The 13,913-nt window shown below is 72.7% G+C and carries 8 protein-coding genes; 6 read left to right on the top strand and 2 right to left on the bottom strand.

All coding sequences use genetic code 11. The features are described 5' to 3' along the window. Nucleotides 1-2: 2 nt before the first annotated feature. Genes ACFTZC_RS20395 through ACFTZC_RS20385 form a run of 3 tightly spaced genes read left to right on the top strand, consistent with a single transcriptional unit; the run spans nt 3 to nt 4,251 of the window. Nucleotides 3-1,442: an FGGY family carbohydrate kinase gene (locus ACFTZC_RS20395; RefSeq protein ID WP_382891643.1), complete on the top strand. Its 1,440-nt coding sequence runs from the start codon at nt 3-5 to the stop codon at nt 1,440-1,442. Beyond that, nucleotides 1,439-2,911 carry an NAD(P)/FAD-dependent oxidoreductase gene (locus ACFTZC_RS20390; RefSeq protein WP_382891587.1) on the top strand — a complete coding sequence of 491 codons (1,473 nt, stop codon included), beginning with the start codon at nt 1,439-1,441 and terminating at the stop codon, nt 2,909-2,911. The genes ACFTZC_RS20395 and ACFTZC_RS20390 overlap by 4 nt, the downstream gene beginning before the upstream one ends. Beyond that, on the top strand, nt 2,908-4,251 hold the full coding sequence (locus ACFTZC_RS20385) for an NAD(P)/FAD-dependent oxidoreductase (RefSeq protein WP_382891585.1): 1,344 nt from the start codon (nt 2,908-2,910) through the stop codon (nt 4,249-4,251). Before ACFTZC_RS20390 ends, ACFTZC_RS20385 begins: the two co-directional genes overlap by 4 nt. 58 nt (nt 4,252-4,309) lie before the next feature. Here the strand turns inward: ACFTZC_RS20385 and ACFTZC_RS20380 are convergent, their stop codons facing one another. Next, nucleotides 4,310-4,828, bottom strand: coding sequence for a hypothetical protein (locus tag ACFTZC_RS20380; protein ID WP_382891583.1), 519 nt, complete (start codon nt 4,826-4,828; stop codon nt 4,310-4,312). A gap of 309 nt (nt 4,829-5,137) precedes the next feature. Here ACFTZC_RS20380 and ACFTZC_RS20375 point away from each other — a divergent pair, with 309 nt between their 5' ends. Together ACFTZC_RS20375 and ACFTZC_RS20370 are read left to right on the top strand one after the other, a co-directional pair. Further along, nucleotides 5,138-7,525 carry a HelD family protein gene (locus ACFTZC_RS20375; RefSeq protein ID WP_382891580.1) on the top strand — a complete coding sequence of 796 codons (2,388 nt, stop codon included), beginning with the start codon at nt 5,138-5,140 and terminating at the stop codon, nt 7,523-7,525. 75 nt (nt 7,526-7,600) lie between these two features. Then, the gene (locus ACFTZC_RS20370; protein WP_382891578.1) at nt 7,601-8,758 is read left to right on the top strand and encodes a glycoside hydrolase family 43 protein; all 1,158 of its coding nucleotides are present in this window, start codon (nt 7,601-7,603) and stop codon (nt 8,756-8,758) included. Between the two features lie 68 nt (nt 8,759-8,826). On the opposite strand, the gene ACFTZC_RS20365 is transcribed toward ACFTZC_RS20370, so the two are convergent. After that, entirely contained in the window at nt 8,827-10,731 is a 1,905-nt protein-coding gene (locus ACFTZC_RS20365; protein ID WP_382891576.1) for a glycoside hydrolase family 97 catalytic domain-containing protein, read from the bottom strand. Nucleotides 10,732-10,920: 189 nt separating this feature from the next. On the opposite strand from ACFTZC_RS20365, the gene ACFTZC_RS20360 reads away from it, so the two are divergent. Beyond that, nucleotides 10,921-13,794 (top strand): twin-arginine translocation signal domain-containing protein, encoded by a 2,874-nt coding sequence (locus tag ACFTZC_RS20360; protein ID WP_382891575.1) that lies wholly within the window; start codon nt 10,921-10,923, stop codon nt 13,792-13,794. Nucleotides 13,795-13,913 lie beyond the last annotated feature (119 nt).

Raw genomic sequence — 13,913 nt, 5'->3', positions numbered from 1 at the left:
CCGTGCTCGCCATCGATCAGGGGACGTCGGGGACCAAGGCCCTCGTCGTCGACCCGGCGGAGGGTGTCGTCGCCGTCGCCGAGGTGCCCGTCACCCCCGTCCACCTGCCCGGTGGCGGCGTGGAGCAGGACCCCGAGCAGTTGCTGGCCTCCGTCCTGGAAGCCGGCCGGCGCGCCGTCGACCAGGCCGGGGGCCGCCCCCTGCGGGCCGTCGCCCTCGCCAACCAGGGCGAGACGGTCCTCGCCTGGGACCGGCGCACCGGCCGGCCCCTCTCGCCGGCCGTCGTCTGGCAGGACCGCAGGTCGGAGGCGCTCTGCGCGGAGCGTGCCGACGCCAGGGAGTGGGTGGCGCGGCGTACGGGGCTGGTCCTGGACCCGTACTTCTCCGCGCCCAAGATGACCTGGCTGCGCGAGAACGTCACCCGCGACGGGGTGGTCACCACCACCGACACCTGGCTGGTGCACCAGCTCACCGGGGCCTTCGTCACCGACGCGTCGACCGCGAGCCGCTCGCTGCTGCTCGGTATCGACGCCGTCGACTGGGACCCGGAGCTGACCGCGCTGTTCGGGCTCGACGGGGAGGAACTGCCCCGTATCGCCGCCTGCGACGAGATCGTCGGCACGACCGACGCGTTCGGCGGGCAGCGGCTGCCGCTGGCCGGGCTGATCGTCGACCAGCAGGCCGCGCTCTTCGCCGAGGGCTGCCTCACCCCGGGCACCGCCAAGTGCACGTACGGCACCGGCGCCTTCCTCCTCGCCCACACCGGCGGGACCGCGCTCCGCTCCGCCTCCGGACTCACCTCGTCCGTGGCGTGGCGGGCCCGCGGCGGGACCCCGTACTGCGTGGACGGGCAGGTCTACACCGCCGCCTCCGCGGTGCGCTGGCTCCAGGACCTGGGCTTCGTCGCCGACGCGGCCGATCTCGACCAGGTGGCGGCGGACGACGCGGCGGGCGTCCTGTGCGTACCGGCCCTCGCCGGGCTCGCCGCGCCCTGGTGGCGCCCCGATGCCACGGCGTCGCTCACCGGTATGACACTCTCGACCCGGCGGGAACACCTCGTCACCGCCGTGCTCCAGGGCATCGCCGCCCAGGTCGCGGAGGTGGCCGGGCTGGTCGCCGCCGACCTGGGCGCCCCGCTGACCCGGCTGCGCGCGGACGGCGGACTCACCCGGTGCGCCACACTGATGCAGGCGCAGGCGGACCTCGCCCGGATGCCGGTCGACGTCTACTCGTCGCCGCACGCCACGGCGCTCGGCGCGGCGGCGATGGCGCGGCTGGCGGTCGAGCCCGAACTCACCCTTGAACAGGCGGTACCGGAGTGGACCCCCGGCACCACCTACGAACCCCGCTGGTCCGAGGACCGGGCGCAGGACTTCCGCGCCCGCTGGCTGGCGGCGGTGGACGCGACAGCGCCGCCGCGGCCCGCAGGAGGAACCGTATGACCGACGACAGCAGACCACCGGCCGAAACCGTCTACGACGTCGCCGTCATCGGCGCCGGCGTCGTGGGCTCCGCCATCGCCCGCGAACTGGCGGGCCACGCCCTCTCCGTCGCGCTGCTCGACGCCCGCGACGACGTCGGCGACGGCACCAGCAAGGCCAACACCGCCATCCTGCACACGGGGTTCGACGCCAAGCCCGGCACCCTCGAATCCCGTCTGGTCCGGCGCGGCTACACCCTGCTCTCCGCTTACGCCGGGGCCACCGGCATCCCCGTCGAACGCACCGGCGCGCTCCTCGTCGCCTGGACGCGGGAGGAACTGGACGCCCTCCCGGGGCTGCGCGAGAAGGCCGTCGCCAACGGTTACGAGCACTGCGAACCCGTCACCGCCGAGGAGGTCTACCGCCAGGTCCCGGCGCTCGGCCCCGGCGCGCTGGGCGGCCTCACCGTCCCCGACGAGTCGATCATCTGCACGTGGACGACCACCCTCGCGCTCGCCACCGACGCCCAGGCACGCGGCGCCCGGGTGCTCCTCGGCCACCGGGTGGAGTCCGTACGGCGGGACCCGGCCGTACGCGCCGTTGGCGACGCGCACGGCGGTACGGACCCGACGACCACGCTGCTGACCTCCCGCGGCCCCGTCACCGCCCGCTGGGTGGTCAACGCGGCGGGTCTCGGCGCCGATGTCCTGGACGGGCTCTTCGGCCACCGCCGGTTCACCGTCACCCCGCGCCGCGGCGAACTCCTCGTCTACGACAAGCAGGCCCGCCCGCTCGCCGACCGCATCGTGCTGCCGGTGCCCAGCAAGGCCGGCAAGGGCGTGCTGATCAGCCCCACCATCTACGGCAACGTCATGCTCGGCCCGACCGCCGAGGACCTGACCGACCGCACCGACACCGGCACCTCCGAGGCCGGCTTCGCGTTCCTCCTCGACAAGGGCGCCCGGCTGATGCCCACGCTCCTGGAGGAGGAGGTGACCGCCTCGTACGCGGGGCTGCGCGCCGCCGCCGACCACGGCGACTACCTGATCGAGCCCGATCCCGGGCAGCGCTATCTGCTGGTCGGCGGGATCCGCTCCACCGGCCTCACGGCGTCGCTCGCCATCGCGGAGTACGTACGGGGGGTCCTCGCCGAGGCAGGTCTCGCCCTGGAGCCGCGCGCCGACCTGCCGGGGCCGCCCGCGATGCCCAACCTGGGCGAGGCGTTCACCCGGCCGTACCAGGACGCCGCGCTCATCGCCAAGGACAGCGCGTACGGACGCGTCGTGTGCTTCTGCGAGCGGGTGACCGAGGGCGAGATCAGGGACGCCTTCCTCTCCCCGCTGCCGCCCGCCGGACTCGACGGGCTGCGGCGCCGCACCCGCGTGATGAACGGGCGCTGTCAGGGCTTCTACTGCGGGGCGCGCACGGAAGCCCTGCTCGCCGAGCGCGGCACCCCGAGGCCGACGCAGGACCAGGAGACATCCGCATGACCATGTCCCTTCCCGGCGCCGGGGCTTCCGGTTCCTCCGGTACGTCCGGTACGCCCCACGCATCACACGCGGCCGACGCGCTCACGGCCTCGCCGGTGGCGCCCGAGGTGCTCACCCCCGACGTCGTCGTCGTCGGCGCGGGCCCGGCCGGGCTCACCGCCGCCGCCGGTCTCGCCCCGCACCTCCACGGCGGCGTACTCGTCCTGGACCGTGAACCGTCCGCCGGCGGCATCCCCCGCCACAGCGACCACACCGGTTACGGCATCCGTGACCTCAAGCGGTGCCTCACCGGCCCCGCGTACGCCCGTACGCTCGTCGGCCGCGCCCAGCTGGCCGGCGCGGAGATCCGTACCGAGGCCACCGTCACGGGCTGGGCGGGGGACCGCTCGCTCGACGTGACCACGCCTCAGGGGCGGGTACGGGTCGACGCGCGCGCGGTCGTCCTCGCCACCGGCGCCCGGGAGCGGCCCCGCTCGGCGCGGCTCATCCCCGGGGACCGGCCCGCCGGTGTGTACACCACGGGGCAGCTCCAGAACCTCGTGCACCTGCAGCACCGCGAGGTCGGCCGGCGGGCCGTCGTCGTCGGCGCGGAGCCGGTGAGCTGGTCCGCCGTGCTCACGCTGCGCGAGGCGGGCTGCCGTACGGAGCTGATGACCACCACGTACCCGACACCCGACTCGTACGCGGCGTTCCACCTGCCGGGACGGGCGCTGCTGGGGGTGCCGGTGGCGACCGGCACCCGGGTCACCCGGATCATCGGGCACGGCAGGCTGCGGGCGGTCGAGATCGAGGAGACCGCCACCGGCCGACGCCGTACCGTCGCCTGCGACACCCTGATCCTCACCGGTGACTGGATCCCCGACCACGAACTCGCCCGTTCCGCCGGGCTCGACCTCGACCCGGGGACGAAGGGGCCGCTGGTGGACACCGCGCTGCGGACCAGCCGCCCGGGGGTGTTCGCCGCCGGGAACCTGCTGCACGCGGTCGACACCGCCGACATCGCCGCGCTCGACGGGCGTCATGTCGCCCGGCAGGTACGGCTCTGGCTGGACGGGCTCGTGCCGGCCGCGGTCACCGTGCCGATCGTCGCCGACGAGCCGTTCCGCTGGGTGGCGCCCGGACTGCTGCGGGTCGGCGACCCGGCGCCGCCGCGCGGCCGTCTGCTGCTCTGGACGGACCGGCTGGTGCGGGCGCCGCGGGTGACGGTCCGGCAGGGCTCCCGCGTCCTCAACCAGCGGCTGGTGCCCTGGCCCGCGGCACCGGGGCGGGTGTTCCGGGTGCCGTGGAGCCTGCTGCGCGGCATCGACCCCCGGAACGGTCCCGTACGGATCGGGCTCTGAGGGGGAGCGGACGCGACACGTCCGGAGGGCGGGCGTGGGAACGCGGAGGCGCGGCGCGCTACTTGATCAGTACGTTCGCGCCCACGATGAGGAAGCCGAGCAGCATGTCCACCCCGCCGGCCCGGCAGGACGACGCCCATCCGCGCCCCGCCGCCCGCGCTCCCCACAGCCCCCACCCGAAGAGGGCGGCCGTGTTGAGGAGCAGCGCCACATCGATCGCGGTGCCCTCGCTCCACCACCCGGCGTACGCGCCGAGCAGGAGGGCCACCGTCGGGACCACGGCGGCCACCAGCGGCCACTCGGTCAGCACCGAGCGCGCGGTGCCGACGGTGACCGTGGTCCCGTCGGGCGCCCGGTGCGCGATGGCGTGCGCGTAACCGTGCGCCGCCGCCGAGGCGAGCGCCGCCAGCAGCACCCACACCGCGTCGTACCCGGGACTCGTCGGCCCGGTGTCGTGGCCCAGGGCCGCCACCAGCACGCTGGCCAGCACCGTCCCGTACACACCGCCGAACAGCAGCCGCTGGAGAGGCTCCCCGCGGCGCCGGGGCGGGAGCGGTCCGGGGGCTCTGGTGGACACGGGGCCGCCTCTCGAAGGGATCGCGGGACCGGGAAAAAGAGGGGTGGATCATCCGCTTCGAGAGATGTAACCGCACGCGGCGCCGGTGATCCGTCAGGCGGCGCCGGTCGTCCGTCAGGGCGCTCCGACCGGCCCGGAGTGCGCGCACAAAAATACCCCGGAACCGAATTGACGGCCGGGGTGCGAGTCTGGGTATATTGATTGTTTCCGTGTCTTGCGCGTGAACGGGAGACAGGAATCAATTCACATTCACAAGAATCACCGTATCGAACGGGGGCTGAATTGTCAACCGACGAATCATCCGAGGAATTGCGGAACGAGCAGCAATTCGTCTCCCTCCTCTACGACCGGCTCGACGGCCTGAGGGAGCAGGCCGAGTCGGCCATGGACGCGTCGATCGGCCAGGTCAGCACCGTACGGCAGGCCAGGGTCGAGCGGGACGTACGCGTCGCGGAGCACTCCGGCCGGCTGTCCACCCTGAATGCGGTCGAGTCCGGTCTGTGCTTCGGCCGGATCGACCTCCACGGCGAGGCCGATCTCCGTGACGAGGCCGATCTCCGCGATCGGACCGATCTGCGCGACGAGACCTTCGCCGGGTCCAGCGCGGCCGGGAATTCCCCCGACGCGTCCACCGTGACCCACCACATCGGACGCATTGGAATGCGCCGTGACGACGACGAGCGGACGCCGCTGCTGATCGACTGGCGGGCTCCCGTGGCGCGCCCCTTCTATCTCGCCACCGGACACACCCCGATGGGGCTGCGCCGCCGGCGCCACATCACCACCCAGGGGCGCACGGTCACCGCGCTCCACGACGAGATCATGGATCTCAACGACACCACCCGCACCGGGTACGAGGACCCGGACGGCGACGCCGTGCTCCTCTCCGCGCTCAACTCCGCGCGGACCGGCCGGATGAGCGACATCGTCCAGACCATCCAGGCCGAGCAGGACCGCGTCATCCGCGCCCCGCACCGCGGCGTCCTCGTGGTGGAGGGCGGTCCCGGCACCGGCAAGACCGCCGTCGCGCTGCACCGTGCCGCGTACCTCCTCTACGCGCACCGCGAGCAGCTCGCCCGGCGCGCCGTGCTGATCGTCGGCCCGAACCCGGCCTTCCTCGGGTACATCGGCGAGGTGCTGCCCTCGCTCGGCGAGACCGGGGTGCTGCTGGCGACGACCGGGGAGCTGTTCCCCGGCGTACGCGCCACCGGTACGGACACCCCGGAGGCGGCCGAGGTCAAGGGCCGGGCCGCGATGGCGCGGGTCCTGGCCGAGGAGCTGCGCGACCGGCAGACCCTGCCGGACCCGGTGCTGGAGATCCCGCACGAGGAGTACGGCACGCTGCCGCTCGACCGGGACACGGCGTACGAGGCCAGGCAGCGCGCCCGGGACACCGGCCTGCCGCACAACCTGGCCCGGCCGGCCTTCGCCTTCCGGATCATCGACGCGCTGACGGCCCAGCTCGCGGAGCGGATCGGCGCCGATCCGCTCGGCGGTGACAACCTCCTCGACCCGGCGGACATCGCCCAGCTCGGCAAGGAGATCGCCGCCAGCCGTGATGTCCAGGCCGCGATCGACGCGCTCTGGCCGAGCCTGACGCCGGAGCAGTTCGTCGCGGACGTCCTCGCGGCGCCCGTGCGGCTCGACTCGCGGGACGCCGCCGCCGTACGCCGCCCGCGCCCCAGGACCGGCGCCGACGCGCGGGTCGACTGGACCCCCGCCGATGTGCCGCTGCTCGACGAGGCGGCCGAACTCCTCGGCGAGGACGACACGGCGGCCCGCGCCGCCGCCGCGCGGGAGCGCCAGGAGCGCGTCGCCTACGCGCAGGGCGTACTGGAGCTGTCGTACGGCTCCCGTACCCAGGAGTTCGAGGACCGGGGCGACGACGAGTCGGAGGTCCTGGCCGCGCACGACATCATCGACGCCGAGCGGTTCGCGGACCGCCACGAGGAGGCCGACACTCGCAGCGCCGCCGAGCGGGCCGCGGCCGACCGCACCTGGGCCTTCGGCCACATCGTGGTGGACGAGGCGCAGGAACTCTCCGCGATGGCCTGGCGGCTGCTGATGCGCCGCTGCCCGAGCCGCTCCATGACCCTGGTCGGCGACCCGGCCCAGACGGGCGACGCGGCGGGGTGCGACTCCTGGGGCCAGATCCTGGAGCCGTACGTCCAGCAGCGCTGGGAGCTGACGAAGCTCGGCGTCAACTACCGTACGCCCACCGAGATCATGGAGGTCGCGGCCGAGGTCCGGCGGCTGACGGACCCGCTCTTCGAGCCGCCCAGGTCCGTACGGTCGACGGGCGAGGGCCCGGTCGTACGCGCCGTGGACCGCGCCGAGCTGGCCCGTACGGCGGCCGGGCTGGCCACCGGCCGGCCGGGCGAGGGGCGTCTGGCGGTCATCGCTCCGGCCGCGCTGCTGCCCGCGCTGGCGGCCGAACTCCCGGACGCCTCCTGGGGGGTGACCCCGGATCTCACCCGCCCGGTGGTCCTCCTCGACCCGCGCCAGGCGAAGGGCCTGGAGTTCGACACGGTGATCGTCGTCGACCCGGAGGCCGTCCTGGACGGCTCGCCGCGCGGCGTCAACGACCTCTACGTGGCCCTGACCCGGGCCACCCAGCGGCTCGGGATCGTCCGCGACGCGGCGGTCCCGTCCCGGCTCAAGTCGCTGGACATACGCGGAGGTACGGAGGACCGTTGACCCGCTGCCGGTGGTAGGGCGGAATCCCGGAGCACCTTCGTCGACCGTGTCGATCCACAACTGTCAGGTGGGAATATGACCAAGGCGAACGCGTTATCGAGATCGCTCCGCAGGGCTCTCCTGATGACCTGCGTCCTGCTGGCCACGGCGATACCCGCGACCATCGGCGTCGGTGGCGCCGGCGGTGGCGGTGGCGTCGGTGACGGCGGCGCGCCGCCCTCGGCCGCGTCGTCGGCGACGGGCTCCGACTTCGGCCTCGCCGCCGCCACACCCTCGCTCCACGGCGCCGACCCGAGCATCATCCGGGTGGGCGGCACGTACTACGCGGCGAAGGTGACCGGCGGCGGCATCTCCGTCCGTGCCTCCGCGACCCTGGCCGGTTTCGTGGACGTGCCCCCGAAGCAGATCTGGCTCGACCCGGGGATGGGCGAGATCTGGGCCCCCAAGATCACCAGGATCAACGGCCGTTACTACGTGTACTTCACGGCCGGGCGGAGCGCCGACCACCGGATGTACGTGATCAGCTCCGACTCGCCGGACAGCGGCTACGGGGCCGAGCGGAAACTGGCGCTCCCGAACGACAAATGGGCGATCGACGGCAGCGCCTTCACCTTCGGCAACCAGCTGTGGTTCGTCTGGTCCGGCTGGTCCGGCGACACCAATGTGGAGCAGAACCTCTACATCGCCAGGATGAGCGACCCCACCACCCCGACCGGCTCCCGCCACATCATCTCCCAGCCCCGGGAGAGCTGGGAGCGGGTGGTCGGCAACCCGTACATCAACGAGGCCCCCATACCGATCAAGGACCCCAACGGCCAGCTGCACATCGCCTATTCGGCCAACGGCTCCTGGAGCGACCGGTACTGCATCGCCGACCTGCGGCTGCGCGCCGGCGGTGACCCCACCTACGTATGGGACTGGTACAAGTCCAACGGCTGCCAGTTCGGCTCCCACCGCGACACCATGATGACGGGCTGGGACCCCACCCTCTTCGTCGACGGCCCCGGCAGCCACACCTTCGCGCTGGTCAACGGTGACATCGCGAACAGCCCGCCGTCCGGGAACACGTTCCCGATCATGTACCACGCGGTTCCCAAGGGCACGCCCTACAGCTGGTCCAACCGGGACTGGATGATCGGCCGGGCGGTGTGGTGGGGGAACAGCACCTACACCCGCGCCAATGTCCCCGGTGACAAGAGCAACACCGGCTTCGGCCTGAAGTTCTTCGAGTGACCCGGAGGCTGCCGTGGGGGGCATGCACCCCCCCACGGCAGCCATCAGTCCGAATTCCGGTACCGGCCTTACGAACCGCAGTCCGCGCGCCCCGCCTCGGCGCGGCAGATCCGGGCGGCGAAGCCGCCGTTCTTGGGTACGTCGACCGTCAGCCGGGAGCCGGCGGTCACCTTGCGGGTCTCCACCGCGAGGCCGCCGCCGGGCGCGTCGGTGTAGAGGTCGACGAGCCAGTTCCCCGGGCCCAGGAAGCGCAGGGGCTCGTCCAGGGAGCGTGCCCCGCCGGAGGTGATCGCGCCCATGAACCACTCGCCGCCCGCCGCGCGGGCCAGGACCGCCCGGTCCCCGGGGGCGCCGTCGACGAGCCGGGTGTCGTCCCAGACGGTGGGCACGCCGCGCAGGAAGCGCCGGGCGAGGGGCTTCTCCTCGTACGACTCCACGCTGTCGGCGAAGTGCTGCACCCCGGACTCGTACACCACCGACAGCGCCAGTTCGGCGGCGTCGCTGGTGGGGCGCACCCCGGTGAAGGTGACGGGGGTGAAGTCCATCGGGCCGATGAGGTTACGGGTGAACGGCAGGGTGGTGTAGTGCTCGGTGGGGAAGGGCTGGCGGCCGGGCTTGGGCCGGGTGCCCTCGGCGCCCTTGACGGCCTCGACGCTCATCAGCTGGGGCCAGGTCCGCTGCTGGCCGCGCGGGATGGTGCCGCCGTGGAAGTTGAGCATCAGCCGGTTCTCCGCCGTCGCCCGGTAGACCGCGTCGTACCAGCGCATGCGGTCCTGGCCGTCCGACTCCATGAAGTCGATCTTCATGCCCACGACGCCCCAGGACTTCCAGAGCGGGAGCAGCCGGTCGAGTTCGCTCTGCGCGTCGATGGTCTGCCAGCGCACCCAGAGCCAGATGCCGACGCCCTTTTCCTTCGCGTAGGCGGTCAGTTCGGGCATCCAGTCGTTGCTCCAGCCCGAGTCGACGAGGACGTACTCCCACCCCTCGCGGGCGGCGAAGTCCACGAACTCCTTCTGCTTGTCGAGGCTGCCCGGGCTGCTGCCGTCGGACCACCAGGACCAGGCGGCCCGGCCTGGCTTGATCCACGAGGTGTCGGCGACCTTCGAGGGCGCGGCGAGGTCCGTGGTCAGATCGCTCTCGGTGACGGTGGCGAGGTCGCCGATGACCATCGTGCGCCACGGTGTGGCGAAGGGGGCCGTGCTCACCTCCGCCGGATCGGGGAGGGTGAGCCGGAAGCGGTCCTCACCGGCGCCGAGGGTCAGCCGGGAGCCGCCGTAGGAGCTGTCGAGACCGGCCTCGCCGATCAGCAGCCAGCTGCTCCCCACCCGGAAGAGTGACGGGTAGCCGTAGTCGGCGGGCTTCGCCGCGGCGACCGTGCTGCGCAGGTGCGCCGACTCGTAGTCCTGGCGGCCGTTGTCGTACGGCAGCAGATAGGCGTCGGCGGTGCCGGGGACGGCGTACTCCGAGGCCTCGCCGAGCACGGTGACCGTGCCGCTGCCGGGCAGGGCGTAGCGGTAGGCCACCCCGTCGGCGGAGATCCGCAGGGTGACGCGGAGTTCGCGGCCGCGCTTGGTGAAGGTGAAGACGGACTCGGTGGCGTCCACGGTGTGCCGGGTGCGGCTGCCGGTGGTCGTCGTGTACGTCTCATGGACCCGCCGGTCGCGCCGGCTCTCGTAGCGCAGCCCGCCCGTGAAGTCGGTCTCCGCCGTGCGGATGCCCAGCGCGGAGGGGCGCAGGACGGTCGTACGGCCGTGCCGGGCCGTCAGCGTCAGCCCGCCCGAGGCGGTGAGCGCCAGGTCGGCCCCGATCTGGTCCTGGCCGCCGCCGGGCGCTTCGAGCCGCCAGGAACGGGTCCCTCCCGCCGAGTCGTCCCGCTCCTGCGAGGCGGCCCCTGGCGACCCCGGGACGAGTAACGCGGCCAGACAGGCCGCCCCCGTCAGGGCTCGTGTGACGGTGGATCGTGCGAAGCGCATCGTGCCTCCCGGTGAAGTCGGCTCGCCATGTCGTGCGCCAATGCCCTGCATCAAGTCATCGGATATGTCAGGGGTGTTGACGCAAGATTGACGATTTTTTACGCTCCTGTCCAGCCTATTCATCGGATCAATCCGCGCTTCACCGGATCAGAACTGAGTTCACCGAGACGAGCAGACAGGACATGGACGATGAGAGTCAGCAGACGCGGGTTCCTCGGAAAGGTGGCGTCGGGCGCCGCCGCCGGAGCCGCCGTGGGCGTCCCGTTCGCCGAACCCGCCGCCGCACGACCGCCGGGCGCCGCCCCACCGGTCTCCCTCACGGGCATGCGCACCGACCGCGCATGGCAGTCCTTCCTCGCCGATCAGGACCTCCACTGGAAACGCGTGCCGCGCACCTGGTACGAGGGCCCCTTCCTCGGCAACGGCCTGCTCGGCTCGATCGTCTACCAGGAACCGGGCCTGAACGCCCTGCGGTTCACCGTGCACCACAGTGAAGTCCAGGACCACCGGCCCGACTTCGGCAACGAATGGGGCGTGGCCCGGCTCCCCGTCGGCAACCTCCTGCTCCACCCGGTCGGCGAGATCACCGCCGTCGACCTGCGGCTCGACCTGTGGAACGCCGAGATCAGCGGCACCGTCACCACCGACGCGGGCCGCCTCGCACTGCGCGCCCTCGTCCACAACGACCGCACCATGCTGCTCGTCACCGTCGACGCGAGCGCGGGGGAGAAGGGCTTCCGCTGGGAGTTCCGCCCCTCGCCCGCCGTCAGCCCCCGCATCGTCCGCGAACCCCCGCCCGCCGGCTTCGCCCCCAACCCCGCCCCCGTCACCCGCGAGTCCGGCGGGATCGGCCTCGTCGTCCAGCCGCTCGTCGCCGGCGGGCAGACGGCCACCGCGTACCGCGAGAGCACCCAGGCCGGGCAGCGCGTCTACCACCTCGCCGTCGCCCACTCCTATCCCGGCACCGACGCCGAGGGCCGCGCCCTCTCCACCGTACGCAAGGCCTCCGCCCTGCCCGTCTCCAGTCTGCTGCGTACCCACCGCGACTGGTGGCACCGCTTCTACCGCAAGAGCTTCCTGTCCGTCCCCGACCCGATGCTCCAGAGCTTCTACTGGATCCAGCTCTACAAACTGGCCTGCGGCGCCCGCGAGCACGCCCCCGTCATGGCGACCACCGGGCCCTGGCTCGAACCGACCCCGTGGCCCTCCGTGTGGTGGAACCTCAACGTCCAGCTCGAATACTGGCCCGTCCACGGCTCCAACCACCTCGAACTCGACGCGATCCCCCGCACCCTCGCCGAGAACACGGACATCCTCATCGGCGCCCTCGAACCCGAGTACCGGCACGACTCCGCCGGACTGCGCCGCAGCACCGATGCCCAGTGCGACGACGCGGGCCCGGTCGGAATACCGGGGGTCGGCGCCCCCGACCCCGAGATCGGCGACCTGCCCTGGACCCTCCACAACGTGTGGCTCACCTACCGGCACACCATGGACCGGGGCGTGCTGGAGGACGTCCTCTACCCGCTGCTGCGCCGCTCCACCAACTACTACCTGCACTTCCTCCACGAGCAGGCGGACGGCAGACTGCACCTGCCCAAGACCTTCTCCCCGGAGTACGGCAGCGCCCCCGACTGCAACTACGACCTGGCGCTGCTGCGCTGGAGCTGCGCCACCCTGCTGGAGACGGTCCGGCTGCTCGGCGTCCAGGACACCCTGGAGCCGAAGTGGCGGGAGGTGCTGGAGCGGCTGGTGGACCCGCCAGTGGACGCCAACGGCTTCATGATCGGCGCGGGGGTGCCCTTCGCCAAGTCCCACCGCCACTACTCGCACCTGCTCGCCGTCTACCCGCTGTACCTCGTCAACTGGGAACAGCCGGAGAACCGCGATCTGATCGAGCGTTCGCTCGACCACTGGATCAGCTTCGAGGGCGCCCTGCGCGGCTACAGCTTCACCGGCGCCGCCTCGATCTGCACCCAGATGGGCCGCGGTGACGAGGCGCTGACATATCTGCGCGAGCTGGTCGCGCGGTTCGTGCAGCCCAACACCATGTATTACGAGGCCGGTCCGGTCGTCGAGACACCGCTGTCCGGCGCGCAGACCCTGCACGACATGCTCTGCCAGAGCTGGGGCGACCTGATCAGGATCTTCCCCGGGGTGCCGGCGGAGTGGCGGGACGTGACGCTCCACGACTTCCGTACCCAGGGCGCGTTCCTGGTCAGCGCGGTCCGCAGGGGAGGTGCCACCCGCTGGGTACGGGTGCGCAGCCTGGCCGGTGAGCCGTGCCGGGTGCGGCACACGCTGACCGGGCGGCTCACCGTCTCCGGGGTCGGCGGCCCGGCGCCGCGGTGGCGCGACCTCGGTGACGGGGTGGTGGAGCTCGAACTCGGCCGTGACCAGGAGGCGGTGATCCACCCGGCGGGCTCCCGGCCCGACTTCCGGATCGCCCCCGTGCGGGCGAACGGGCCCGCGGAGCCCTGGGGGCTGCCCGCCCTGCCGGACGCGGGCACGGTCACCCAGGTCGACCTGGTCCCGCACTTCGACAACGACGCCATCACCACGGAGATGTACTACGAGGACGGTGACTTCGACGGCGCCGGGCGCACCTACCCCATGGCCCAACTGCCGCAGACGGGGCGGACGGTGGACGACGGGATCACCTTCTCCTTCACCAACGGCAGCGAGGGCTCCGCCAACAACGTCGTCGCCGCCGGCCAGGAGATCGCCGTCCCGCCGGGCGGCTACACGCGGCTGCATGTGCTGGGCGCGGGGGACACCGGCAATGTGACCGTCCCCGCGGTGGCCCACTACGCCGACGGGACGACCGCGACCGTCACCGTCGGGCTGACGAACTGGCTGGCCTCCGGCCCGGCGTACGAGGAGACGACGGCCGTGGCGACCGGTCAGATCCACACTCCCGCCGGTCCGCTGGACACCAAGGCCGCCATCTTCCACCAGGTGACCGCCCTCGACCCGGCGAGGCGGCTGACCGCGCTCACCCTGACCGCTCCCGCCGGGACGGCACGGGCGCATGTCTTCGCCCTCTCTCTGGAACAGGAGTGACGGACCCGGCGAGAGCGGCGGGGGGGCCCCCCCCCCCCCCCCCCCCCCCCCCCCCCCCACCCCAACAAAAAAACCCCCCACTAGGGAAACACCAAAAGGGAAAGAACCACCCCGCCCCA

The sequence above is a fragment of the Streptomyces sp. NPDC056987 genome, assembly GCF_042673865.1.
In the GTDB taxonomy this organism is placed as follows: domain Bacteria; phylum Actinomycetota; class Actinomycetes; order Streptomycetales; family Streptomycetaceae; genus Streptomyces.
The sequence above is the reverse complement of the archived record's forward strand: the minus strand, read 5'-3'. Positions and strand labels throughout refer to the sequence as shown.

Excerpts from the sequence above, each read along its gene's own strand:
- ACFTZC_RS20360 (WP_382891575.1), top strand. The coding sequence starts at position 10,921 with ATGAGAGTCAGCAGACGCGGGTTCCTCGGAAAGGTGGCGTCGGGCGCC.
- ACFTZC_RS20365 (WP_382891576.1), bottom strand. The coding sequence starts at position 10,731 with ATGCGCTTCGCACGATCCACCGTCACACGAGCCCTGACGGGGGCGGCC.
- ACFTZC_RS20370 (WP_382891578.1), top strand. The coding sequence starts at position 7,601 with ATGACCAAGGCGAACGCGTTATCGAGATCGCTCCGCAGGGCTCTCCTG.
- ACFTZC_RS20385 (WP_382891585.1), top strand. The coding sequence starts at position 2,908 with ATGACCATGTCCCTTCCCGGCGCCGGGGCTTCCGGTTCCTCCGGTACG.
- ACFTZC_RS20390 (WP_382891587.1), top strand. The coding sequence starts at position 1,439 with ATGACCGACGACAGCAGACCACCGGCCGAAACCGTCTACGACGTCGCC.